At 67.9% G+C, this 23,927-nt stretch carries 15 protein-coding genes and 1 riboswitch; of the genes, 9 read left to right on the forward strand and 6 right to left on the reverse strand.

The window, feature by feature from the left end; all coding sequences use genetic code 11:
* Nucleotides 1–255 precede the first annotated feature (255 nt).
* The gene (locus OG395_RS12510; RefSeq protein WP_327242969.1) at nt 256–1,761 is read left to right on the forward strand and encodes an IS4 family transposase; all 1,506 of its coding nucleotides are present in this window, start codon (nt 256–258) and stop codon (nt 1,759–1,761) included.
* A gap of 435 nt (nt 1,762–2,196) precedes the next feature.
* Here the strand turns inward: OG395_RS12510 and OG395_RS12515 are convergent, their stop codons facing one another.
* Both OG395_RS12515 and OG395_RS12520 read right to left on the reverse strand, forming a co-directional pair.
* Nucleotides 2,197–2,748, reverse strand: a complete 552-nt coding sequence (locus OG395_RS12515) for a hypothetical protein (protein WP_327242970.1) — start codon at nt 2,746–2,748, stop codon at nt 2,197–2,199.
* Complete coding sequence (locus OG395_RS12520) at nt 2,745–11,819, reverse strand: golvesin C-terminal-like domain-containing protein (RefSeq protein WP_327242971.1); 9,075 nt, start codon at nt 11,817–11,819, stop codon at nt 2,745–2,747. Before OG395_RS12520 ends, OG395_RS12515 begins: the two co-directional genes overlap by 4 nt.
* Nucleotides 11,820–12,429: 610 nt before the next feature.
* Nucleotides 12,430–12,524: riboswitch (TPP riboswitch) on the forward strand.
* Here OG395_RS12520 and OG395_RS12525 point away from each other — a divergent pair.
* The 3 genes from OG395_RS12525 (at nt 12,516) to thiE (ending at nt 15,465) form a co-directional block, all read left to right on the forward strand.
* Nucleotides 12,516–13,922 carry a purine-cytosine permease family protein gene (locus OG395_RS12525; protein WP_327242972.1) on the forward strand — a complete coding sequence of 469 codons (1,407 nt, stop codon included), beginning with the start codon at nt 12,516–12,518 and terminating at the stop codon, nt 13,920–13,922. It overlaps the preceding riboswitch by 9 nt.
* 59 nt (nt 13,923–13,981) lie before the next feature.
* Nucleotides 13,982–14,791 (forward strand): hydroxyethylthiazole kinase, encoded by an 810-nt coding sequence (thiM, locus tag OG395_RS12530; RefSeq protein ID WP_327242973.1) that lies wholly within the window; start codon nt 13,982–13,984, stop codon nt 14,789–14,791.
* Entirely contained in the window at nt 14,788–15,465 is a 678-nt protein-coding gene (gene thiE, locus OG395_RS12535) for a thiamine phosphate synthase (protein WP_327242974.1), read from the forward strand. The genes thiM and thiE overlap by 4 nt, the downstream gene beginning before the upstream one ends.
* Before the next feature lie 305 nt (nt 15,466–15,770).
* Here the strand turns inward: thiE and OG395_RS12540 are convergent, their stop codons facing one another.
* Nucleotides 15,771–16,157, reverse strand: coding sequence for a CGNR zinc finger domain-containing protein (locus tag OG395_RS12540; RefSeq protein ID WP_327242975.1), 387 nt, complete (start codon nt 16,155–16,157; stop codon nt 15,771–15,773).
* Nucleotides 16,158–16,256: 99 nt separating this feature from the next.
* Nucleotides 16,257–16,733 (reverse strand): MarR family winged helix-turn-helix transcriptional regulator, encoded by a 477-nt coding sequence (locus tag OG395_RS12545; RefSeq protein ID WP_327242976.1) that lies wholly within the window; start codon nt 16,731–16,733, stop codon nt 16,257–16,259.
* 480 nt (nt 16,734–17,213) lie between these two features.
* On the opposite strand from OG395_RS12545, the gene wrbA reads away from it, so the two are divergent.
* Both wrbA and OG395_RS12555 read left to right on the forward strand, forming a co-directional pair.
* Nucleotides 17,214–17,822, forward strand: coding sequence for an NAD(P)H:quinone oxidoreductase (wrbA, locus tag OG395_RS12550; protein WP_327242977.1), 609 nt, complete (start codon nt 17,214–17,216; stop codon nt 17,820–17,822).
* A 311-nt stretch (nt 17,823–18,133) separates the two neighbouring features.
* Nucleotides 18,134–18,577 (forward strand): DsbA family protein, encoded by a 444-nt coding sequence (locus tag OG395_RS12555; RefSeq protein WP_327249321.1) that lies wholly within the window; start codon nt 18,134–18,136, stop codon nt 18,575–18,577.
* Nucleotides 18,578–18,903: 326 nt separating this feature from the next.
* Here OG395_RS12555 and OG395_RS12560 read toward each other — a convergent pair whose 3' ends face one another.
* Nucleotides 18,904–19,617: an SDR family NAD(P)-dependent oxidoreductase gene (locus OG395_RS12560; protein ID WP_327242978.1), complete on the reverse strand. Its 714-nt coding sequence runs from the start codon at nt 19,615–19,617 to the stop codon at nt 18,904–18,906.
* 528 nt (nt 19,618–20,145) lie between these two features.
* Nucleotides 20,146–20,448, reverse strand: a complete 303-nt coding sequence (locus OG395_RS12565; RefSeq protein WP_327242979.1) for a muconolactone Delta-isomerase family protein — start codon at nt 20,446–20,448, stop codon at nt 20,146–20,148.
* Between the two features lie 450 nt (nt 20,449–20,898).
* Between OG395_RS12565 and OG395_RS12570 the strand changes: the two genes are divergently transcribed.
* The 3 genes from OG395_RS12570 to OG395_RS12580 all read left to right on the forward strand — a co-directional run bounded on the left by OG395_RS12570 (nt 20,899) and on the right by OG395_RS12580 (nt 23,862).
* Nucleotides 20,899–21,516 carry a TetR/AcrR family transcriptional regulator gene (locus OG395_RS12570; RefSeq protein WP_327242980.1) on the forward strand — a complete coding sequence of 206 codons (618 nt, stop codon included), beginning with the start codon at nt 20,899–20,901 and terminating at the stop codon, nt 21,514–21,516.
* A gap of 236 nt (nt 21,517–21,752) precedes the next feature.
* Entirely contained in the window at nt 21,753–22,784 is a 1,032-nt protein-coding gene (locus OG395_RS12575; protein WP_327242981.1) for a nitronate monooxygenase, read from the forward strand.
* Between the two features lie 487 nt (nt 22,785–23,271).
* The gene (locus OG395_RS12580) at nt 23,272–23,862 is read left to right on the forward strand and encodes a helix-turn-helix domain-containing protein (protein ID WP_327242982.1); all 591 of its coding nucleotides are present in this window, start codon (nt 23,272–23,274) and stop codon (nt 23,860–23,862) included.
* Nucleotides 23,863–23,927 lie beyond the last annotated feature (65 nt).

A 23,927-nucleotide genomic window follows, 5' to 3' on the forward strand; every position in this document is an offset into this window, starting at 1 on the left:
CGGCGGATCCGACTTCAGCAATCGCATCCTTGCAGCTCAGGGCAATGCCGGTGAATTAGCGGAACCCTGCTGGTCAGGAGCTCACCGATGGTTGGTTTGGGTGGATTTCACCCTTGGTGACGCTGGGTAGTTCGTCACGTTCTGATGAGGACTCAGCTGAGAGCCGGACACAGCAACGGAGCCCCCGGTAAGACAGAAGATCGACCAAGATCCGACTGTCTGATGGGGGCTCCGTTGGGCGCTCAGTCTGCCACCATGCCCGTCCTGCCCGCCAGGGTAGACGCGCACAACTCGCAGCTCTCACCGAGGGTTCCGGTCGGCGAGCGGTTCGGGGACCGGGTCCGCCTTGGGGTGCTGACTCGCTGGATCACACCAGAGATCGTCGACGAGGTGTTGGAGCGCACTGGTCGCGTCGAACTTCGCCGACGACTCCTGCCGGCTCGGGCGGTGATGTACTTCGTCTTGGCGCTCTGCCTGTTCAGCAGTGCCGAAAGTGCAGGTCAGCCGGGATACAGGGCGGTCTTGCGCACGCTCACCGAGAAGCTGCGGAACCTGCCGGGGCTCGGACTGCAGCGGCTGCCGACGAGCCCGGCCCTGACCAAGGCCCGCCAGCGACTGGGCGAGAAACCACTGCGCGTGTTGTTCGAACAGACCTGTGGCCCGCTGGCGACGCCCGCCACCGCCGAGGCGTACGCCTTCGGGCTGCGGCTGGTCGCCTGGGACGGGACCACGCTGGATGTGCCGGACTCCGCGGAGAACGCAGCCGCCTTCGGATACTCCAGCCCGGCCAGCAACACCTGCGGGAACCCGCAGGTCAGGCTGATGGCACTGGTTGAATGCGGCACCCACGGCCTGGTCGATGCGGCCTTCGACGGCGTCGAGCACTCCAGTGAGTACACCCTCGGCCGCGCTCTGCTGGCCGGCCTGACGCCGGGCATGCTGCTGCTGGCTGACCGGTACTTCGTCGGCTACGAGCTGTGGGCGGACGCCCGGGCCACCGGCGCCCACCTGATCTGGCGGGTCAAGAAGGGACAGATCTTCACGCCACTGCGTGTCCTGCCGGACGGCTCCTATCTGTCGATCATGCCCACCCCGGCGGAGACCCGCCGCCTGGGCCAGGCCCGCGCCGCGGGACGCGCGATCTCCGAAACACCCCAGGGCCACCTGGTCCGGATCGTCGAGTACACCGTACTCACCCGAGCCGAAGACGGGTCAACTCGCTTGGATTCCTTCAGACTTGTGACCAGTCTGCTGGATCCCCGACAGGCCCCGGCCAGGCGGATCGCCATGATCTACCACCAGAGGTGGGAGATCGAAAACAGCTTCGCAGAGATCAAGAACCGCCTCCGCGGCGCCGGCTTCACCCTGCGCTCCAAGTCCCCCGAACTCATCACCCAGGAGGTCTACGCGCTCCTGACCGTCTACCACGCGCTATGCGCGCTCGAGCACCAGGCCGCTCAGCAGGCCGGGATCGACCCCGACCGGATCTCCTTCGCTGTCACTGTCCAACTCGTCCGCCTCGGCGTCCCCAACCAGGTCGCCGCCACCGCCAACCGGCTCCGCCGGACGCTGGAAGCTGTCGCGGCCGAACTCCTCGATGACCTTCTCCCCGCCCGTCGGGACCGGCACTGCGAGCGCGTCAAGAAGCCACCCAAGAACAAGTTCGCCATCAAGCGACGAGACCAGCCACGCACTCCCAGTAACGTCCGCTACTCGCTGAAAGTCACCAGACACCGGCCGCTACCTGCAGAAACGTCCTAACTCACCGGCATTGGCAGCTCAGGGGCACCTTTTCCTAACATGCCGTCAGATAGCCCCGATCGGTAGAATACCCGAGGTTGACCACCGCGACGGGCTGGTAGATCTCGTCGTAGGTGTACGTGGTCGATCAGCTCACCCCGCGACAACGACCCCAGATCCGGCACACGAAGATCCGACCACGGCCCCACCCGCTCCGGACACGCAGGGTCACCTCGCGAGCCCACACGTCACACGCCGATTATCCGCTGAATGTTTGCGGCCGCGCGTCTGCAGCCACATCCCCGGCTTCAGGGTCACCCGCTTCGGCCCACTTGCCGTAATCAGGCAGCCAGAACGGGTGATTGAGCGTCGATGCGTGGGCGGGGGAGCCTGATCCCACCCAGTGGGATCAGGCTCCCCCGCCCTCATTCCTGAACTCGCCTTGGAGAACAACGCCTACCGAGGGGGTGACGACTGCGGCACGGCACTGAAGTACCGTGCGCGCTGGGCATACTCGGCCCGGTACTGCGCCAAGGCGTGGCGATAAACCGTCCGAACATCCGATGCCGCCGTCAGAGCGGACGCATCAGATGCCTGGCAGGAGGCCTCCCACTCACGTCCGGCCGAATTCTGGTCGGCCGACAGGACGTCGAGCTCGGCCCACGCTCCGGTGGCCATGAACATAAGCCTCTGGGCGTTGTCCGTGGGACTCTCCTTGCTGTCGCGCACCGCCATGAGGGCGATGTCGACAGCGAGGCTCCTGTAGTAGTCCGGGGAGCTGACGTCGTCGCGGACCAGAAACCGGCGTGAGTAGGCGGCGAGCACGGGACCATAGCGATCCTGCACATCAACGCTGTCACCCCACTCCCGCACGAAGGCACCTAGCTCCGCGACGCAGGGGAAGTCGCCCAGGGTCGCCACAGCGCTCAGGCGTGCGGAGCAGAGCAGCCCGAAGGCCGTGGCCTTCTCGCGGGTGTCCAGTGCACGCCACTCAGGAATCGGACTCACCAGTTGTCCTCCGGCCGAACAACGAGACGCCATGGCGTGTACCCCGCAGACGAGGGCCGGGCACCAATGGCACTGCGCTCCATGTTGAACGGCGCCGATGTGGCTCGCCCGTAGCACGCCGAGCACATGTTGGTGGACGAGGCCATTTCCAGCAGGTCGTAGCCTTCCCGTTGCATCGCTCCCATCAAGGTGTCCTCGGCGTGTCCCGTTCCATGAACGTACCGCTCTCCGCTCCGGCCGGGTGAGACACCCCCGAGGTGCGGGTTCCACTCATCCGGGAGCCCGGTGCGCTCCGTGGCCACCCATGTCTGGGACTTCGCGTTCGGGTCCCCTGCCTTGCGGACTCGCGCCACGGCGACCGTCGAGTTGGGGTCGGCCCGCTGGGTGTAGAGCTCCTTAGCCCGGTCGAGGGTTTCACCGCAGTTGTGGACCAGTACCGGCGTGTCGCCAGCCTGCACATAGTACGTGTGGACGCCGTCGACGGTGAGGTTGTGGACGCGCTGGGTGCGGTGACTGTCGTCAACCGCGGTGACCTGCGCCCAAGTTCCGGCGGAGGTCTGGAGCCACATGCCGGGCTCGAGCTCCTCCGCGTTCACCCACTTGCCGAAGTCGGGCAGCCAGAAGGGGTGCTCGTCCGTAGCGGTGATGGTCTCGGGCTTGGCGTCGCCGTCCTTGCCGTCGGGGTCGACGGTGAGGGTGATCAGGTGCTTGACACCGCTGTGGTTACGGGTGTCGGTGATCTTGCGGGCCTGCAGGTCGCCGGTCTCCGGGTCGGAGGCCAGGACGTACTCGCCCTCCTTCAGGTCCTCGATGTTCTTCGTGGACCCGTCGGCCATTAGCACCTTGGTGCCGGGGACGAAACTGTTCTTCTTCTTGCAGGCGCCACCCTTCTTGCTCTTGGGTGCGCGGTGTTTCCCGGTGCCCTTGCTGACTGTCTGCTTGGCCTTGTCGACGCCCGCCTTGGCCTTGCCTGCGACCTTCTTACCGCCGGACTTTGCAGCACTCTTGACCGCGTCGACGGCCTTGGCGCCCTTCTTGGCCCACTTCGCCGCCGTGACCGCGTTGCCCGCACCCGGAATCGCCGCGGCCATGGACATCGCACCGTCGACGTAGTTGCCCTCGGCCATGTACCAGATGCCGTTGGCGACGTCGGCGGCCTCGCCGATCACCGGGACCATGCCCGCCACGTCGAGCGCCGCGTGGCCGACGTCCGAGAGCGAGATGTCGATGCCGAAGAGGTGGCCGTCCAGCTCCACAAAGGAGATGGGATTGCCGCCGGCGAAGGCGTAGCGGTTGCCGGTGTACGGGTCGGTGGCCAGGGACATGTCGTCCATCGCGCCGCCGTACATGTCCCTTGTCAGGAACCGGTTCAGACCCGGGCTGTAGTTGCGGAAGCCCATGTCGTACGTGCCGGAGCCGTCGTCGTACCGCTGCGCGTTGTAGCGGTAGTCGTTGTACTGCTCCTTGTCCGGATTCTGTGCGTCGGGCTTGTCCGCGCCGGTGAACTGCGCGTCGTCGTCCGAGCCGTAGGCCGTGTAACCGTAGGTGGCCCGGGTGTTGCCGTCCTCCTTCGTGACCGCCTCCACATCACCCTTGGGGTGGTAGAGGTACTGCGAGTACTCGTGGGGACCGGTGTCCTTGTGCTTGATCTGGGTCAGCTTCTGACCCCACGGGCTGTACTGGTAGGACTTGGTCGCCTTGCCGGCGACCTCCTCCCGCAGCACCTTGGACTCCATGCCCAGGTAGGTGAAGGCCGTGGTCTTCCCCGACGTGCCGGACGTGGTCTCCGACGCCGTGCGGTCGAACGCGTCGTACACGTACGACGTCGACTTCGCCGACGCTCCCGTACCCGCCGTGTGCTTGGCGATCCGGTCGAAACCGTCGTACGAGTACTTCTCCTGCACCGACCCGTTCGACGAGACCGTGTCCAGACGGCCCAGCGGGTCGTAGTTGTACGTCGAGGCGACACCGCCCGCGGACGTCTTCAGCAGACGGTTGCGGTCGTACGTCGACGTCGACGTCACCCCGCCCGACTTCTGCTCGACGACGTTGGAGTTGCCGTCGTAGACGTACTCCTCCGTGCCCGCACCATGACCGGTCTTGGTGACCTTGGCGATACGGTCCTGCGGGTCGTAGTCGAACGTCGAGACGGTGTCCAGGTAGTCCGCCGTGTTGTCGGCGTTCATCACCTTCGCCGTGTCCTTGGAGCGGTTCCCGTTCGGGTCGTACTCCAGGTCGTGCGAAGCGACGACCGTGCCGCCGGACTTCTTCTCCACCTGCGACTTGACCGCACCGTTGAGCCAGTACGCGTAGTCGACGGTGTTCCCGTTCGGCTTCGTCTGCTTCAGCGGCTGACCGCGGTCGGTGTAGGTGAGGGTGGTGATCTGCTGGTTGCCCGCCGTCGGCGTGTCCGCGTTCGTGATCTTGTTGATCATGTCGCGGACGTCGTACTCAGCCTTCGACCACGTCACATCGTGCGTGGTCTCCAGCGGGTTGCCGTTGACGTCATAGGTCAGCGAGGTCGTGTTCTTGACCGTGCTGCCCAGCTTCTCCTCGACCTTCGACAGCTGGTTCAGCTCGTCGTAGGCCATCGCGTACGCGTCCGCCTTCGCGCCCGGCGAGAGGTCCTTGACCTCCGACAGCAGCCCGTTGGCGTCGTACTTGTAGGTGAAATCCTTCTTCTCGTTGTCACTCTCGCCCGCGTTGGAACGCACCAACTTGATGCCATCGGCGACCACCGTGCCGTTGGCGGCATCGGTCAGGGTGACCTTCTGGGTGCCCGACTCGGTGAAGGAGTACGAACCCAGTGAGACCCACGTACCCGACCCGGTGGACTGGTTGACCGTCTTGGTCACCTCGCCCGTCGAGTTCGTGATCTTGAACGGGGCGTCGGTGGCCGCGCCAGTCACGTCACCGTGCCGGACGAAGACCTCGTACGTACCGTCCTGCGGGATGTTCAGCTGCCACGTGAAGGACTCGGTGCCGGTGCCCTTGGCGTTCGTACGGACGTCGTAGCCCCACTGGCCCATGGCCTGGGAGGCGTCCCAGTTGCCCTGTGCGGCCGTGTTGTGGATGTCCGTCGAGTCGACGACCACGACCTGCTTGCCGACCGGAACACCGTCGTCGGAGCGGGCCTTCTGGTTGCCGGACGGGTAGAAGTCCCACGTCATCGTCCGCTGCGACGAGCCACCGGCCGAGGTCAGCGTGTTCCTGGTCTGCTGACCCAGCGTGTTGTAGTCATACGCCGTGGTGATGTCGAAGGGGTCCGTGGCCGACTTGGTCCAGCCGTTGTCGTAGTAGTCGTACTTGGTCGTGTTGCGGACCGTCTGGCCCTGCGACGGCGGGGCCGAGACCTCGGCCAGCTGGCCGACCGAGTCGTACGAGTAGCTCGTCCGGTCCGGGCTGCCGTAATTGGCGTCGCCCTGCTTGAACGGGGACAGCGTCTCCTTGACCCGGTTCAGCTCGTCGTACACGGTCTCCGAGGTGAAGTCGGTGGCATCCGACGTCGTCTCGACACCTCGCGGGCTGATCTCCTTCGTCTGGTTGCCGACCTCGTCGTACTCGAACTGGGTGGTCCGGTGCGTGATGACGCCCGAGCCGTCCTTCGAGTACGGGACCTTGACCTCCTTGGTCAGGCCACGCCGGTCGAAGGTGGTCTCGGAGGTGTTGCCCTCGGCGTCCGTCGCCTTGTCGGTGCGGCTGTCGAGGTCGTAGTGGACTTCTGTGAACTTGCCCGCGGCGTCCGTCGTCTTCACGACCCGGTTGTCCAGGTCGTAGTCGTACTTCGTGGTGAAGTCGGACGTGTCGGGGGTGGCGTTCTTCTTCGGGTCGACGACCGTGATGACGTTGCCGACACTGTCGTAGGTGCTGGAGACCTTGTCGCCCCGCGCGTTGACCACCGAGACGGGCTGGTAGATCTCGTCCAGGGTGTACGAGGTGGTGTAGTCGCCGACCGTCGGCGTCAGGTTGCCCTTCGGCTCGGTGACGGTCTTGACGTTGCCGACCTTGTCGTACGTGGTGGTCGTGCGCCGCTCGGGGTCGGTCGCCTCGTCCTTCGGGGCGAGGGAGTCGGTGACCTGGTCCGCCGCGTCGTACACGGAGGAGGTCTCGGCGCCGTTCGGTCCGAACGCCTTCAGCGTGTTGTTGTTGGCGTCGTAGACCGGTGCCGGCGTGGTGATGTAGACGCCGGCTTCCTTGGGCTGCTTCTGCTCCTGCGGGCGGCCGAAGTAGTCGTAGTCCTGAGTGACCTTGGCGCCCTTGGCGTTGACGACCTCCTTGGTGTTGCCGCGCTCGTCGTAGACGAAGGTCGTGGGGTTGTTCAGTGCGTCCTTGATCGTCGCCGGGTACCCGTGCGGGCCGTAGTCCGCGTAGGTGGTGGTGTGGCCGTTGGCGTCGGTGTCCGTCAGCGGCTGGCCGTAGGCGTCGTACGCGGTGGTCGACTGGTAGTCGCCCGCCGTCGCCGAGGCGACACCCTCCGGGTCCGTGACCGAGGTCTGGTTACCGAAGGAGTCGTAGCCGAACTCCCAGACGTTGCCCAGCGGGCTGGTCTTCCGCCACAGGTCGGCGGAGTAGCCGTCGAGGCGGGTCTGGTACTCGAGCTTGGTCGCGCCGGCCGGGTACTTGGCCGGGTCGCAGTAGTCGGTCGGGTTGAACGACGACCACGACTTGGTGGTCTCCGGGTCCCACTGGCGCAGCGGGTAGCCGGTCTTGGAGTCGTAGCAGGACGCGGCCTTGGCCCCGTTCGCCGCCTCCATGTAGGTGACGTTGTTGTCCGCGTCCCAGGACATCTTGGTGGTCTGGGACTTGGCGTCGGTGATCTGGACCGGACGGAAGAAATCGTCCGTCACATAGTCCGTGGCGTGGCTCTCGGCGTCCGTCACCTTGGTGTCGGTGAACTTGGTGTTCGCCGTGTTCGCCTTGTACGCGAAGCCGGTGGTGAAGGCCAGACGGTCGGTGATCGTCTTGGTCCACCAGTGGTACTTCGGGTCGTCGCCGGTCTGCGGGGCGTAGTACGCGAACTGCGTGTTGTTGCCGCGCGGGTCGGTGGCCTTGACCAGCTTGACGTTCTTGTTCCCCTGCGTGGCGTCGTAGGTGAACTTGAACACCTTGGGCTGGGAGGACGCCTCGCCGTCCCCGATCTGCCCGAGCAGGCCCTTGTCGGTGTAGTAGAAGGAGATCTTCCGGCCCGAGATGTCCGTCATGGACTTCACGTGGTCGTAGATCTTGGAATTGGTCAGGCTGGTGCCGGAGACCTTGACGCCCGAGTCGTTGATGTACTCGTAGGTGGCGTCACCCTTGCCGTAGTAGTCGATCGTGAGCGACTTGCGGCCGGCCGGGTCGGTGACGTACTTGAGGAACTTGGTCGGCTTGTTGTTGGACTTCCGCTCCTCGTACGTGTACGTCTGCGTGTTGCCGTCGTTGTCGACGGCAGAGGTCATGTAGCCGTCGCAGCCGAACACGAACCGTGTCCCGTCCGGACGGGTCAGTGTCCAGGCGTCCGGGACCGGATCCTTGGTGGGCTTGCAGTCCAGGCCGGCCTTCATCGTCAGCTTGTAGTGGACACCGGCCGGTGCCTTCCACACGCTGTTGGTGGCGTCCCAGCGGAAGGTGTGCGTGGTGCCGTCACCGTCCGGGAGCCTGACCTCGGTCGGGTTCGGGTTCGGGTGGAAGTCCAGCGGCGCGCCCAGGCGCGTCGGGCCGGAGATCTGCGCCGACCAGCCGTGGCCGAGCACCGTGTCCGACGTGTCGAGGCTGTTGTAGGCGACGCGGGCGAAGGTGTTGAGCCCGCGGCCCGGGTTGTTGATGGCGTTGTATTGCCAGACGCTGTTGCCCGAGGCCAGGTTGTTCATGACCGTCGAGCCGGCGCCGGTGTTCTTGCCCGTGTAGGAGTAGAACTTTTCCAGGCCCAGCGTGTTGGAGGTGGGGTCCTCGACCGTGACGTTCTGCTTCAGCGACGGGATGGCGCCCGTCCCGGCGGACAGCCAGGTGCCGTCGGCGACCTTCTTGACGTCCCAGCCCAGCACGTAGTTCAGGCGCTTGTTGCCCTCATCGGAGTTGATGGGGGTCTTGACCTGCGCCTGGATGGTGGCCGACTTTCCCGGCAGCAGCGCCGGGATCGCGGTGGACAGCTGGTTGCCGCCGGTCGTCACGTCCGTGCCGTCAGGCAGCTTCCAGGTGTAGGACAGCACCCGCTCACCGGCCGCCCACGCCGAAGCGGTGGTGTTGGTGACCGTGAACTCGACGGTGTACTGCGAGTTCGGGGTCATCCGGGCCGGGGTGGTCGGCGCGTAGTACGTGTCCTCGGTGGTCGAGTCGACGTAGATGACCTGCATGTACGGCCGCAGCTGGGGGTCGGCTGCCTCGCCGGACAGGAAGAGGGTGCGTTCCTGGGGTCCGGTGGTGGTCTCGTCCTTCAGCCTGACCGCGGCACCCTTGTTGGAGGTGGGGGTCTTGACCCAGGACTGCATGAGTGCGGTGGCGTCCCACCAGTGGCGGCCGACGTCGCTGACGGTGGCGACGGTGTCGGACACGGTGGCCGACATGTCACCGCCGGCCGTGGTCCATGCGGTGGTGGCGTTGGCGTTGTTCCAGGTGGCGGTGGTCTCGTCGAAGTCCTTGGTCAGGGAGTGGAGTTCGTAGATCGCACCGTTGGTGCCGGTGGTGGTCTCCGCGCCCCACATGTACATCTTGTTCTCCAGCACGGTGGCGGTGGAGGGGATGCCGGTGGTGGGGAACTTCAGGGCGGCGCGGGTCTTGCCGTAGGTGGTGGAGTTGTTGCCGACGCTGAGCCAGGTCTGCCCGATGCCGAAGGACTGGATCTTGTCCTGGTTGACGGTCGGCTGCTGGGAGGACAGCGTGGTGTCGGTGATACCTCCCTGACCGCCCTGGATGATCTTCATGGTGCGGCCGGCCTTCGGGATGCCGACCGTTCTGGTCGGTGAGCCGAGGAGCTGGCCGTCCTTGGTCTTGACCGCGAGCTGGTAGTAGTACGACTTCCCGATCTCGGCCGAGCTGGTGTCCGGGGTCGGTACAGCGGTGGTGTCCGTGTAGGTGGTCGCGGCCTTGTCGACCGGTGCGACCAGGGTGGCCGCGGACGGGGTGAAGACTTGCTGCGTGGAGCGGTGCAGCTGGTACTCGACGATGTCCAGGTTCGTGTCGCCGGTTGCGTTGGTGTACTTCGGCCACGACAGCTCGGGACCGGTGGAGTGCACCACCGTCGGCGAGTTCAGCGTGGTGCCGACCTTGCCGTACGTCACCGTGAGCTTCGGGATGGTCGAGGTCTCACCGCCGTAGACGCTGCCGTCACCGGCCTCGTAGCGCGGACCGCCGGTCGGCGTCGCCGCCAGCGTGTCGTCCTTGGCCTGCAGCACGAAGCCGTGGTTCGTCGCGGTGCCCGACACCCACTTCTGGACGGTGTCGGTGACCGGGAAGTTGTGCCACTGGTTGTACTCACCAGTGTTCTTCACGATCTGGCTGGGGTTGACTAGACGGACCGAGTCGGCGAGCGTCCGCGTCGTCGACGAACCGGTGTCACCGAGGACGATCTTGCCGGTGTTGCCCTTGGCGAAGTCGTACTGGGTGGTGTCCAGAGTCTTCCACGTACCGACGGTGCCGGTCTGGTTGACCGTGTAGTTCTTCGTGCCGCCGTTGTACGTCACTGTGTACGGGGCCGCGGTCGCCGCATCCGAAGCCGCCGGGTAATGCACATCCACCCGGTAGGTCCCGGTCTCGGCCACCTGGGGCTGCCAGGTGTACGACTCACCGGTCGCGGTGTTCTTGTTGTACGCGAAGTCGTCGTTGGTCGCGGCGCCACCGGTCGTGGTGCCCTTGGGCCACTCACCGACCGCGGCTGTGCCGGTGTCACCGTCGTCGATCGAAACGGTGGTGCCGGACAGCTCGCCCACCAGCGCCGACGTGTTGGACCACGTCGCCGTGGTCTCGTCCCAGGCACCGGTCGCCCGGTGCGCCTCGATCGTGACATCGTTGGCGTTCGTCGTGTGCGACTGGTCGAAGTACATGTTCAGCCGCGCGTAGTCGACCTTGACCCCCGACGGGATCTCCGTCAGCGGGAACTTCACCAGCGACCGTGCGATGCCCGTGTCGGTCTTGCCCGCCGAGAGCTTCCAGGTGTTGTTGAAGTTCACCGCGGGCTGGTCCGACAGCACCATGGTGTCCTGCGAAGCCGCCGGCGACGGCGCGATCGTGATCGTCGGGTCGATCACCACCGGGTACTGACGGCCCTTGGCAGCAAGCCACTTCGCGTCCGGCGTGACCGTCAGCTTCCAGCCCTTGCCGTCCCGGCTCAGCTTCTGACGGACCTTCGTCGAGTACGTGCCACCGGTCGGCGACAGTGCATCCTTCTTGGCATCGGTCATGTACGGCGCCGGAATCACCAGCACCGGAGTGTTCGGCAGCTCACCGAACAGCGCGACCGACCCGTCCTTGCGGGACTTCGGGACCAGTCCCTCGGTGTCCAGCGTGAACGTGTACGACACCGGACCGGACGGCGCGGCGTCCAGAACAATGTTCTCCTTGACCTGCCCCCGGCCCACCACATACTGCAGATCGGCACCGGCAGCCGCGTCCTTGTACGTGACGGTGTCGCCCTTGGCGTGCGGCGTCAGCCCGGCCTTCGCACTTTCCAGGCCCAAGGTGACCGAACGCCCGTCCGGAGCCTTGAAACGCACCAGCTTCTTCGCGTCCGAACCGAACCACGTACGTCCGGTGTTGGCCGTGTTCGCGAAGTCGAAGCCCTTGTCCGCCGTGGCACGCACCGAGGTGTCGATCGGCTTCCACGACTTCCCGGACCGGTACGACAGAGGAACCGCCGACAGCTCGGCCTCCACCCGCCCGTCCGACAACTGCCAGAACCGCGCCTGCGACGTACGCCGCTCCGTCAGCTCCTTGACCCGCTCCGGCTTCGGAAGCTTCTTCGCCCTGGGGAGCTTCTGCCGACTGGGTATCTCCAGCTTGCCGCCGACAGGCGCCTTGGGCTCTTCGTGATCATCGTCGGAGAACCACCCGGCGATGGTGTCCACGACACCCTTGTCGTCATCCTTGGCCGACGACACCGGGGCCGCATACGCAATCTGTGGCAGTAACGTACCTGCCACCGCCGACACAATCAGACAGGAGAGATATCTCCTGTACGGAACTTTCACCTCAATACCTTTCGGTATCGACGCCCCCGTCCCGCCGTACGCGCAATGGGCACGCCGAATGAGCCGGAACAGAGGTTTCCACCCGGCTTGGAGTTGTGCGAAGTGACCGCGAGATACGGGAAAGTCATCAGCTCACGGGCATCGCAGCGTGATTTCTAATCAGTTTGTTGATGCCTCGTCAACCCCAGAGACATACCTGGACAATCGCCCGGTCGAATGGGGCGCGTTTCGCCCGCTTCTTCCGCTCGCTTCCATCGGACGGACGGAATGGTGTATAACCGCTCGGTCCCACGTCAACGTCGGTCAATTTCACCGAAAGCCTGGCTCCCCCATGTCGTCCAATTGACCCTCGGAATGCACCGCTCCGGAGAATGAGGACGATGGGGGTGTGAGGAACGAGACCGCGAGCAATAAGAAGTCACCGGACCGGCGTGGCCTGTTGGTCGCGGCAGACGCGCTCGGGCTCGCCATGGGTGTTGACCAGACTCGCCATGAACGGGATGGGGATAGTCTGTCCGTCGTACCGGACACGGGGTGCCCCACCCGAGGGCTGAGATCACACCCGTCGAACCTGAACCAGTTCGTACTGGCGGAGGGATGTCTTCCATGCCTTTGACGCATGTTTCCGGCGGGCTGCCCGCCGACGGCCGGCAGACCGTCTTCGACGGGCGGATGCCGGCGGCCCCCGGCGACCTCCGCGTCGAGACGCACGGCATCGAGCCGGTCCCCGAGAGCAACCGCTACGGCGGTCCCGGGCGCCTGTTCACCGTGTGGTTCGCTCCCAACCTGACCATGACCGGCGTGTTCACCGGCACTGTCGGCATCGCCTTCGGCCTGGACTTCGCCACCGCGCTCGCCGCCGTCGTGCTGGGCACCGTGCTCGGCGCGGTGCCCACCGCCTACCTGGGCACCTGGGGGAGCCAGACCGGTGCCGGGCAACTGCCGCTGGCGCGGCTCGCCTTCGGCCGGGCCGTGACGGTACCCGGCATCCTGCAGTGGCTGTCCTCGGTCGCCTGGGACGCGCTGATCGGGCTGTTCGGCGGGGACGCGCTCGCGCGGCTGTGCGGCTGGCCGTTCTGGCTCGGCGTCCTGGCCATGATGGTGGCCCAAGGCGCCCTCGGTGTCCTGGGCTACGAGGCCATCCACCGGCTTCAGATCGTCATGACCTTCGTGCTCGCGGCCGCGTTCGCGCTGATCGCCTGGCGGTTGCTCGACGGTGTCCACCCGGCCGGCACGGGCACCGCCCACGGCGCCGACCAGGCCGGCGCGTTCGTCCTGACCAGTACCGTCGCGCTGAGCCTGACTCTGTCCTGGGCTCCGTACGCCAGCGACTTCAGCCGGTATCTGCCACGCACCACCTCACGGCCACGCATGTTCTGGTTCACGCTGCTCGGCCTTGTGGTGTCCTTCGTGGCGGTCCAGGCCCTCGGGTTGTTGGGCGCGTCCGTGCTGACCGACCAGACCGCCGCGGGTGTGGACAAACTGCTGGGCGGTGGCGCGCTGGGTGCGTTCGGGCTGCTCGCCGTGGCACTGGCGGCTCTCTGCAGCAACGCCATGAACGACTACAGCGGTTCCTTGGCCCTGCAGACCGTCGGGGTGCGCCTCCCGCGCCCGGCGGCCGCCGCCCTCGCCGCCGTGCTCGGCTTCCCCCTGGTGCTGTGGATGCACGCTGCCGACACCACTGCCCGCTTCCAGAACGTGCTGCTGTTCGTCGGCTACTGGATTCCCGGGTTCGTGGCGATCGTCATCGTCGACTGGCTCGCACGGGCCCGGGCACGGGGCGGCGCCGCGATCGACCTCGCCGCCGAGACCGCCCGGCCGCAGTCCGGATGGCCCCCGTTGCTGGCCTTCGCCGTCGCCTTCGCCGCGGCCGTGCCGTTCATGGACACCAGCCTGTACGTGGGCCCGGTGGCGGCCGCCCTGCACGGCGCCGACCTCTCGTACTACGTGGCGTTCCTCGTCGCGCTCGCCGTCTACGCGCCGCTGCGGCTGCGCCCCCGCCCGCAGGACTGATCTGCCTCCGGCCTCCGGCGCCCGAACACCCCCTCCCCTCCCCCACGGAGCGATACCCCATGCCCCCGACATCCGCCGATCACACTGCCTTCGCCCCGCAGTCCCTCGCCCGCGTACGGGCGGACTCCCCTCTGGTTCAGTGCCTGACCAACTCGGTGGTCACGGGCTTCACCGCCAACGTCCTGCTGGCGCTGGGCGCCTCACCTGCCATGGTCGACATTCCGGAAGAGGCCGGCCCGTTCGCCCGGATCGCCTCGGGTGTCCTGATCAATCTCGGCACCCCGCACGCGGAGCAGCGCTCCGCCATGGTCGAGGCCGCGCGGGCAGCGACGTCGGCCGGTACGCCGTGGGTCCTCGACCCGGTGGCGGTCGGCGCGCTGCCGGTGCGCACCGCACTGGCACGCGAGCTCCTGGAGCTGCGACCGACGGTGATCCGGGGCAACGCGTCCGAGATCATCGCGCTCGCGGGCGCGGGCGACGGCGGACGCGGCGTGGACTCCTCCCACGGCGTCGAGGCCGCCGAGGAATCTGCACGCGAGCTGGCCCGTACAAGCGACTGTGTGGTCGCCGTCTCCGGTCCCGTGGACTTCGTCACCGACGGGGTTCGCAGCGCCCGGATCGCCAACGGGGACGCCCTGTTGACCCGGGTGACAGGTGGCGGCTGCGCGCTGGGTGCGGTGATGGCGGCCTTCGCAGCGGTCGACGAGGACCGGTTCGCCGCGGTGGTGGCCGCCGTCGCCGCGTACACGGTCGCCGCCGAGCTGGCCGCGAAGGAGGCCTCCGGGCCCGGCGGCTTCGCCGTCGCGTTCCTGGACGCGCTCGACGCGCTGGAGGAAGCGGACCTCGCCGAGCGGGCGGCTCTCTCGTGACCACCACACCGGTGGATCTGTCGGTCTACCTGGTCACGGACACGGCCCAGTGCGAGGCCCGCGGCCGGAGCGTGGCCGAGACCGTCGCCCTGGCAGTGGCCGGAGGCGTCACCGCCGTGCAGATCCGGGAGAAGCACGCCACCGGGAGGGAGTTCCTGCGTACGGTTCTGGAGGTGGCCGACGTCCTGCCCGAACGAGTGCCGCTGATCGTCAACGACCGGGTGGACGTGTACCTGGCGGCCCGAGCAGCCGGGGCACGCGTGACGGGGGTTCACGTCGGCCAGTCGGATCTACCGCCGGCCGCCGTACGCGAAATGATCGGAGAGCACGCGGTGCTGGGCCTGAGTGCGGCTACCCCCGATCAACTGCGCGCCGCCGCCGAGGACCCGGCACGCGTCCACCACGTCGGCATCGGCGCGCTGCACGCGACCCGGACCAAGGCGGACGCCCCGGCCCCACTCGGCCATGCCGGCTTCGCCCGCCTCGCCCGGCTCAGCGACCTGCCCGCCGTGGCCATCGGCGGCGTCACCCCGGCCGACCTGCCGCACCTGCGGGATTCAGGGGCGGCGGGAGCCGCCGCCGTCTCCGGCATCTGCGCCGCCGAGGACCCTCGCGCGTCGGCCCGAGCGTACGCCCGGGCATGGTTCGGTACCCGAAACGACAGCCTCGCATGACCGCGTCGGCCCGCGTGCTGCCGATCGACGGATCCGACTCCGGCACAGGAGCCGGAGTCCAGGCCGGCCCGCAGGAGAAGTGGCACGTACGCCACCGCTCACGCCTTAGACCGACCGGCAATTGGGGGGTGGGTGAAGGAGCGGGGCTGGGGTGCGTGCATCGCAAGGCGGAGGATTGAGCCAGATGGGGTCTCCCCTGCTCGAGCGAAGCCGAGAGCTTGGGGAAGGAGCCATGGTGATTGACGACAACGCCGCGAGGTGCGTGCCCCAGCCCCGTGACGCCGCCCCCCAATTGCCGGCCGGTCTTATTGGCCAACCGAAGCTGTTGCGGACGAACGCGACATGCTCGCCTTCTTGCGAGCACGGCAAGCGGCCGCCTTCACCCTGTTTCCGCACGGGTCCATGGCGCACCACTCACGGCGGCCCCCATGTGACCGATCGATGTAGATCTGTGTGCACTCAGGTCTGGTGCACTCCTTGAGCAGCGACATCTCCGGTCCGCTGAGGGCGTGGATGGCCCGTCGGGCAATCGAGGACAGCGCCTGCTGCGGAGTCGCTTCGATGCGGCGTCCCTCCCGGGTGAGCTGCGGGACGGCGGATGGCGTACGCGCCCTACGGTTGACCCGAGCGAGCGCCTTGGCGTCGTAGCTCTCATCCGCCGACTCGGCGGCGGTGAGCGACCTCGGATGCACGTCGCGCGGCGGATTTTCCGGGCGCGGACCAGCGCCCCGCCGTCTCGAGGTCCGGCCCGGACCTCGGACACTCTTCGCCCCGGCCGGATACGTCAGGAATCAGCCGTGGTTCGCCTGGTCGGCAGTCGCGACATGTCGGAGTGTGGCTGTGAGTCGGGTGAGGTCCTGGCCGCTGAAGTGGTCGACGAGGTGTCGTCGCACACTGGAAAGATGCGTCGGCCAGGCCTGTTCCAGGCGGGCAAGCCCGGCATCGGTCAGTACGGCGTTCCATCCGCGTCCGTCCTGGGTGCACTTGGCACGTCGGGCCCAGCCTTGCTTCTCAAGTCGGACGACGACGCGGGTCATTCCGCTGAGGGAGAGGTTGCAGGCGGCAGCGAGTTCGCTCATCCGCATCAGCTTCCCGGGAGCCTCGGACAGGTGCATCAGAGGCGTGTATTCGGAAAGCGGCAGCCCCGCTTCGCGCACCATGTCGGCGTCGACGACACGTGGCAGCGTCAGCAGTACCCGGCTCAGCGCACGCACGAACGCTTCCTCGTTCGGGTCGAGGGGTTGCAGCGGCTGCTCTTCGGAGGGCATCCCCCCACTCAAGCTCCTTGACAGGTCAACGAGTTGGCATCCGCTTGTCGCGGCCGCGCACGCCTCGGGTCCCCTTACCGCCCGCCGGATGCGCTCCACCAACCGGCCGGTCACGGCGGATTCCTCGCCGACGGCCACGAGATGCCCGGCACGGATGCAGCCATCGCCGTACCGAGGGACACCGGCACCAGAGCTGGTCGAAGCCGAATGGCACCGCGACACAAGCCCCGCGTGACGATCCGCACACCCTCCCCAGCGCCGACCCCGTACGTCGGCCGAGCCACATCCGCCTGACATCCCCGAGCGACTTCCCGCCTCGGCCGATCCGAGGTCGCGATCCGGCCCGCGGTGATCAACCCCGTGAGGCCGCGCACCTTTGACAGTTCTCGACCGGTCGTCTACTTTTCAATAGGCGACCGGTCACCTAGTAAACCGGGCGACCATCTCCTTCAGTTACCCCGCAACGAAACGGAGAGCCCCATGGCCACCCCCGTGAAGCTCGCAATCGTCTACTACTCCTCCACCGGCACCATCACCGAGATCGCCAAGGAACTGCACGACGTCGGCATCAAGTCCGGTGCCGAGGTCCGCCTGCTCAAGGCCGCCGAGCTGGCCCCGCAGGCCGCCATCGACTCCAACCCCGCCTGGGCCGCCAACCACACGGCCACCGCCCACATCCCGGTGGCGGCCCCCGAGGACATCGAGTGGGCCGACGCCGTGATCTTCGGCACCCCCACCCGCTTCGGCAACGTCTCCTCGCAGCTCAAGCAGTTCATCGACACTCTCGGCGGCCTGTGGGCCCAGGGCAAGCTGGCCGACAAGGTCTACAGCGGCTTCGTCTCCACGGCCACCCCTCACGCCGGCCAGGAATCCACCCTGCTCGCCCTGTACAACTCCGTCCACCACTTCGGTGGCATCACTGTCACCCCCGGCTTCACCGACCCGGCCAAGTTCGTCGACGGCAACCCCTACGGCACCTCCCACGTGGACGCCCAGGGCAACAATCCCGTCGACGACACCACCCGCACCGCCGCCCGCATCCAGGCCGAACGCGTCGTGAAGATCGCCGCACAGCTCAAGGCCGCCTGACCGTCCACCGGTACGGGCCCCGGCGTCGGCGCCGGCATCGGGGCCCCGAACCACCGCTTCCTCCGCACCGACCCGGGGGGCCCCTGCGGGCAACCACGTCGGTGCAACGACTCCCCGAAGCCACATCCGGCTCTTCGGGTGTGCAGGGAGTTCGCCGCCGGTGGACCCGCCCGCGCACCGGACGCCCCACCCATGCATCGCCGAGGGCTGTCACCGAGGACTGCCGGTGAAGTCCGACGCCGGGTCGGTCCTCGCAGGTTGCCGCACGAGAAGCCCGAGTCGCCCAAGCGAGTCCCACCCGCGAGCAGCAGATCGCGAGGAAGGAGTACGCCGCGTCCGAGGCGCGCGCCGAAGGGCTCGGTTTCCGGATTGGCGGACGCGTCCACGGCAACACCTTCGAGCCCCACCGCCTCCTGCAGTTCGCCAAGGCCCGCAACCTCCAGGCCGAGCTGATGAATCTCGCCTTCCAGGTGAACTTCACAGAGGAGCGCTCGATCTACGACGAGGAGACCCTGGCGAGCATGGCGGTCGAAGTGGGGCTGTACGAGGCAGCGGTCCGCGAGTTGCTCAACGACGGCGACGCATACGCCGAGGACGTGCGGGCCGACGAGCGGCAGGCCGCTGAACTGGGCGCAGGCGGCGTGCCGTTCTTCATGCGGGACCGACAGTACGGCGTGGCCGGCCTGCAGTCTGTCGAGCTGTTCACCCAGGCACTGGAACCGGCATGGCAGAACCGTCCGGCGGCTCGGCACTGACACCCGACCACCGCAGCGTGACGACCGAATCCGACGGGCTGGGGTCTGCCGGGTGTGCCCCCCTCGCGCCCGGCGCCGGCCGGTGCCGGTTCTGCAGTCGATGGCTCCGATGCGGGTGCCGGATCGCAGCAGGGGCGTGGCACGTGCCCCTGCAGCAGATCGTGCGGACCGGCCTGGCCACGAGTGCGGCACCCGGCCCGTGTGCCGCTCCGACGGGCCGGCACATCGGGCCCTGCCACCCCCTGCCGCGCCCGAAACGCTCCGCAGCTGCCGGGGGCGGGGCCTGCCCCCACACGGTCGAGGAACAGGCAGCAGGGGCCTGCGGCTCAGTGACCGGCGCTCTGGCCGCCGTCGACGGGGAGGATGACGCCGGTGACGAACGGGGCGTTCTCGAGGTAGACCACCGCGTCGACGATGTCGCTCACCTCACCCATCCGGCCGACCGGGTGCAGGCCGGCGAGGAACTCGTGGTTCTCCTCGGGGTGCATGGGGGTCTTGATGGTGCCCAGGGCGACGGCGTTGCTGCGGATGCCGCGGGTGGCGTACTCGATGGCCAGGGCCTTGGTGGCGGACTGCAGGCCGCCCTTGGTCAGAGATGCGAGTACGGAGGTCACCTTGGAGTCGGCCTGGTCGGCCAGGCTGGTCGAGATCTGCACCACGTGACCGCCCCCCTGCTCGAGCATGCGCTCGACCGCGAGCTGGGTGATCCGGAAGAAGCCGTCCACATTCACGCCGAGCACCGCGTCGTAGTCGTCCTCGGTGTAGTCGGTGAAGGGCTTCGCGATGAAGATCCCGGCATTGTTGACCAGCGTGTCGATGCGGCCGAACCTCTCGACGCCCGCAGCGATGACGCGCTCGGCGGTGGTGCGGTCGGCGATGTCACCCTGGATGGTGAGGACCTCCGGGTCCTGCGACGGGGGAATGTTGCGTGAGGTGGCGACGACGGCGTATCCCAGCTTGCGGTAGGCGGCGACCAGGCCGGCGCCGATTCCCTGCGAGGCACCGGTGATGACCGCGACCTTCTGACCCTGACTGCTCATGATGACCTTCTTCAAAGGGGTGGGGAGTCTCGTACCGGCACTAGCCGACCGGTCACCTACAAGGTAGATGACCGGTCAAGAATCGTCAAAAGGCCGGTGTCACGAGTGACGGTGGCGGGCGTACACATGGCGTCGCGAGTCGGCTCCGTCCGCTCCCACTCCACCATCGGGCACGGCACGGCGGATGGCGGCGCGCCACGGGTGCACCATCCGTTCCGACGGCGCCCGCGCGCTTCACCAGGGCCGATCGATCCGTCCTGGCCTCAGCGCTGCCAGCCGGTACGAACTGCCGACCCGGGGCGGATACCGAATGCGGCACGGGGTGGCCCGACCCGGCGCGACTGCGACCCGGGTCACGCGCGCGCAGGGTGAGCGGAGCGCGCCGACGGGTGTCGCGACGGGGCGCCGCAGCGATTCCTTCCTGACACGCACCTCGACGGGTGCGTGTCATGGCACGACAAGGCGCGGCTCCCCGCCGCGACCATGACCGGGCGGCGGGGAGCCGAGCGCTGGGACGAGGTGGCGGGGTCAGGCGATGCCGCCGGTCCCGCCCGGGTCGTTGGGGTGCGACTGGACGGCGGTGACCACCGCGGTCATCCACGGCCACAGGGGCAGCGTGCCGAGCACCTTCCCGTACAGCTCGGCCTCGTCGGCGGCGCGCCACAGACCGATGCTGCGCAGTTCACCCACCGGGCGCCACAGCCTGACCAGGTGGCCGGCGGCGGCCAGTTCCCCGGCCCGGACGGCTTCGGCAGCGCGGCGGCGGTCGACCTCGGCCGGGTCGGTGCCCTCGGGAACGGTGGTGGTGAGCCCGACCAGGAACTCCTTCATGTGCATACCTCTCTCTGACGTTGTTGGAACTTCGGCGGTGCCGGGAGCACACAGAAGGGGACGACGGTGCACTCCCGCGGCTCACGGTGCTCGCCGCGGCGGGCACGACCGGGCGGACGGCCGGACCGGTCGGCGCGCGCCTGCGACAGGGCCGGTAATGCGAACCGGCCGCACCGTGGGCGCGCCCTGGATGCCACGGGAGCCTGCGCGGTGACGTGCCGCCGATGGCCTCACAGTGCACCGACGACCAGGGACGACGCCACGGCGGACGCCCCCCTGCCGACAGGTGCAGCCCCTCAGCACGCCCGGCCCGGCGGGCGCGGAACCGCGCGGGCCTCGGCGGATCCGGACGACCTCGACCACGGCCGGGGCGTCGTCATCAGAGGCAGGATAGCGCTCACTAGTCGACCGGTCTAGTAAAGTATAGTCGAGCGGTCATATACTGGCGTCATGGGACGGACCAGTGACGCCAAAGAGAAGATCCTCAGCGCTGCGCACTCGCTCATCGAGCTGCACGGCTACTCGGCTCTGGGCGTGGCCGAGATCTGCAAGACGGCCGGGGTACCCAAGGGCAGTTTCTACTACTTCTTCGAGTCCAAGGAGGCTCTCGCGCTGGCCGTGCTCGACGAGCAGTGGGCCGTCCAGCAGAGCGACTGGACCCGCATCCTCAACAGCGACGCGGAGCCACTGCAGCGGCTGCGGCAGCTGTTCGAGGAGACGGAAGCCGAGCAACGGGCCGGCCAGCAGAGCTGCGGGACCGTTTCGGGCTGCATGTTCGGGAATCTCACCCTGGAGATGAGCAACCAGACCGAAGCTGTCCGCAAGCATCTGCAGGAGATCTTCGATGCCCAGGTCGAGATGGTCGACTCGGTCATCACCGAGGCTCTCGAGCGTGGCGAGGTCACCGTCACCGACACGCGTGAAGCTGCCCGATCCGTGGTAGCGCAGCTCGAGGGCCAGGTCTTGTTCGCCAAGCTCTACAACAACACTTCCCAGCTCAGCGCCCTCTGGACGAACTGCCTGGCACTGCTGGGCGCTCGCAGGGCGCAGGCCCCGGCCGACGCCTGACACGACCAGCCGCAGACCTCGATCTGCGGCTGTCGTGACCGACGGGCGGGGCAGGGGCGGCTCCGAAAGTCCATGGGCCCGGTGGCGAACTGCTTGCCGGGCCGGGCGACACGTACGGCCTCGCACGACATGTCAGGAGCCGGACCGGGGTCCGTCCCGCGGACCAACCGGCGTTCGGATCGCCGGGAGGCCCGACAAAACGGGCATCGCCACCTCACAGGAGGAAGACACCCATCATGGTCTCGCCACTGGCTGCCCTCGGGGTCAGCACCCCGGTTCTCGCCGCGCCGATGGCCGGCGGCCCCACCACGCCCGCGCTGGTCACCGCTGCGGCCCGGGCGAACGGCCTCGGGTTTCTTTCCGGCGGCTACCGGACCGCCGACGTCCTGGCCGAGCAGATCGCCGAGGTCCGCTCCGACGGCGTGGGCTTCGGGGTCAATCTGTTTGCGCCCAACCCCGTCCCGGTCGACCCGGAGGCCTTCCGCCGCTACGCGCGGACCGTTGCCCCCGAGGCCCGGACCTACGGCATCGACATCCTGGGAACGGGAATCGTCGAGGACGACGATCACTGGTCGGACAAGATCGACCTGCTGCTGTCCGACCCGGTACCGGTCGTCAGCTTCACCTTCGCCGTCCCGGAGGCAGCGGTGATCGCCGCACTGCGCGCCGCTGGGACCCTGGTCGTCCAGACGGTCACCTCGGCTGCGGAGGCCCGTCTGGCCGCGGAAGCCGGCGTGGATGTGCTGGCCGTGCAGGCCTCGGCGGCAGGAGGACACTCCGGCACGCTCACCCCGCAGCACATTCCGGCGCCCGTTCCGCTGACCGACCTGTTGGGCGAGGTGCGCCAGGCAGTGTCCCTGCCACTCGTCGCTGCGGGCGGAGTGGCCACCCCATCGGACGCGACCGGGGCGCTGCGCGCCGGAGCCGCGGCGGTCATGGTCGGCACCGTCCTGCTGCGTGCCGACGAGGCCGGCACCTCACGACCCCACCGGGCGGCACTGGCCGACCCGGTGCGGCGCCGGACCGTGGTGACCCGGGCCTTCACCGGGCGTCCCGCAAGGGCACTGCGCAATGGCTTCACCGACCGCTACACCGACCTCGCCCCGGCCGGCTATCCCGCACTGCACCACCTGACCAGCCCGATGCGCAAGGCTGCCGCTGCCGCGGACGATCCTGAACGGATCAATCTATGGGCCGGCACCGGGTACCGCCATGCCACCGCCGAGCCCGTCGGCCAGATCCTGCAGCGGCTGGCGTCCGGGCTCTGACCGGCGCACCGTGACCGACGCCCGGCACACTCCGGGCGACTCGGGCGCAGGGCAGGTCCAACAGGCGCAGCATCTCCGTCGAGCAGCCCGCGCCCCGGGAGCTCCGCCGCCCGGCCGCACCCGAGCGCGCCGGCCCCTCCCGCAACACGCACCTCGGCCGGCACCACCACGTCACTCACGCCGCCCTCGCCCAGGCCTTCTGCACCTTGCTCCGGATCGACCCACATGCCCCTGCGCCGGCCTGACTCTCCACCCGGTCCTCCGCGCATGACAGAAGGTCCTGGCCGCCTGGACCCGCTCCTGCTCGATATGCGGCCAACCCGCAGCTCACCACAGGACCTGACAAAGCCCAACTACGAGCCCGTACGCGGTGGTCACGTTCCGGTGACGGCACAGGGAGGGTCTTGTATCGCAGATCACGTCAGCGTACGGTCCGTATCACCCCAGCGAACAAAGTGTTCGCTGAAGACGCATCAGGTGTTCACTCATGACTGATCGTTCGTCGCCGGACCCCTCCACCAACACTGCCGACGCGGCTCTGGGGGCCCGCATCCGGGAGTACCGGATGATGCGGCGGATGTCGCTGCGCGCCCTGGGGGAGGCAGCCCAGGCCAGCCCCGGGTTCCTCAGTCAGCTGGAACGCGGGCAGGTGAACTCCTCCATCGGCATGCTGCGGCGGATCGCCGTGGCGCTCGGCGTCACCGTGGCCGACCTGTTCGACCAGGACAACAGGCCCGGTCCGAGGGTGGTGCGGCGGGCCGACCGGCCGATACTGCACACCGCTCCGGGAAGTCGCAAATTACTCATTTCACAGCGCCCCCTCAGTCATCTGGAGGTGTACGCGGGCGAGTTCGACCCAGGGGCCTCCACCGGCGATGACGCCTACACCCACGGCGACTCGCAGGAGATCCTCCTGGTGATCAGTGGTGCCGTGCGGGTCGAACTCGACGGCCACGTCCACGACCTGGAGGCCGGCGACAGCATCGAATACCGCTCCTCGGTGCCGCACCGCGTGGCCAACCGTCATGAAACGCCCGCGGAAATCCTCTGGATCATCAGCCCGCCGACACCGGACTGACTTCTTCCCACCGCACTCCCGCCCACCCGCCGCACTTCCCTTCCCCCTGGTGCGCCGCGCCCCCT

Origin of the sequence: Streptomyces sp. NBC_01320, assembly GCF_035974375.1 — a bacterium.
Taxonomy (GTDB): domain Bacteria; phylum Actinomycetota; class Actinomycetes; order Streptomycetales; family Streptomycetaceae; genus Streptomyces; species Streptomyces yanii.

What these genes read in the sequence shown, in the direction of transcription:
- OG395_RS12510 (WP_327242969.1), top strand. Translation starts at nt 256, where the DNA reads ATGCCCGTCCTGCCCGCCAGGGTAGACGCGCACAACTCGCAGCTCTCA.
- OG395_RS12570 (WP_327242980.1), top strand. Translation starts at nt 20,899, where the DNA reads ATGGGACGGACCAGTGACGCCAAAGAGAAGATCCTCAGCGCTGCGCAC.
- OG395_RS12580 (WP_327242982.1), top strand. Translation starts at nt 23,272, where the DNA reads ATGACTGATCGTTCGTCGCCGGACCCCTCCACCAACACTGCCGACGCG.
- OG395_RS12525 (WP_327242972.1), top strand. Translation starts at nt 12,516, where the DNA reads ATGCCTTTGACGCATGTTTCCGGCGGGCTGCCCGCCGACGGCCGGCAG.
- OG395_RS12565 (WP_327242979.1), bottom strand. Translation starts at nt 20,448, where the DNA reads ATGAAGGAGTTCCTGGTCGGGCTCACCACCACCGTTCCCGAGGGCACC.
- wrbA (WP_327242977.1), top strand. Translation starts at nt 17,214, where the DNA reads ATGGCCACCCCCGTGAAGCTCGCAATCGTCTACTACTCCTCCACCGGC.
- OG395_RS12575 (WP_327242981.1), top strand. Translation starts at nt 21,753, where the DNA reads ATGGTCTCGCCACTGGCTGCCCTCGGGGTCAGCACCCCGGTTCTCGCC.
- OG395_RS12560 (WP_327242978.1), bottom strand. Translation starts at nt 19,617, where the DNA reads ATGAGCAGTCAGGGTCAGAAGGTCGCGGTCATCACCGGTGCCTCGCAG.
- OG395_RS12545 (WP_327242976.1), bottom strand. Translation starts at nt 16,733, where the DNA reads ATGCCCTCCGAAGAGCAGCCGCTGCAACCCCTCGACCCGAACGAGGAA.
- thiM (WP_327242973.1), top strand. Translation starts at nt 13,982, where the DNA reads ATGCCCCCGACATCCGCCGATCACACTGCCTTCGCCCCGCAGTCCCTC.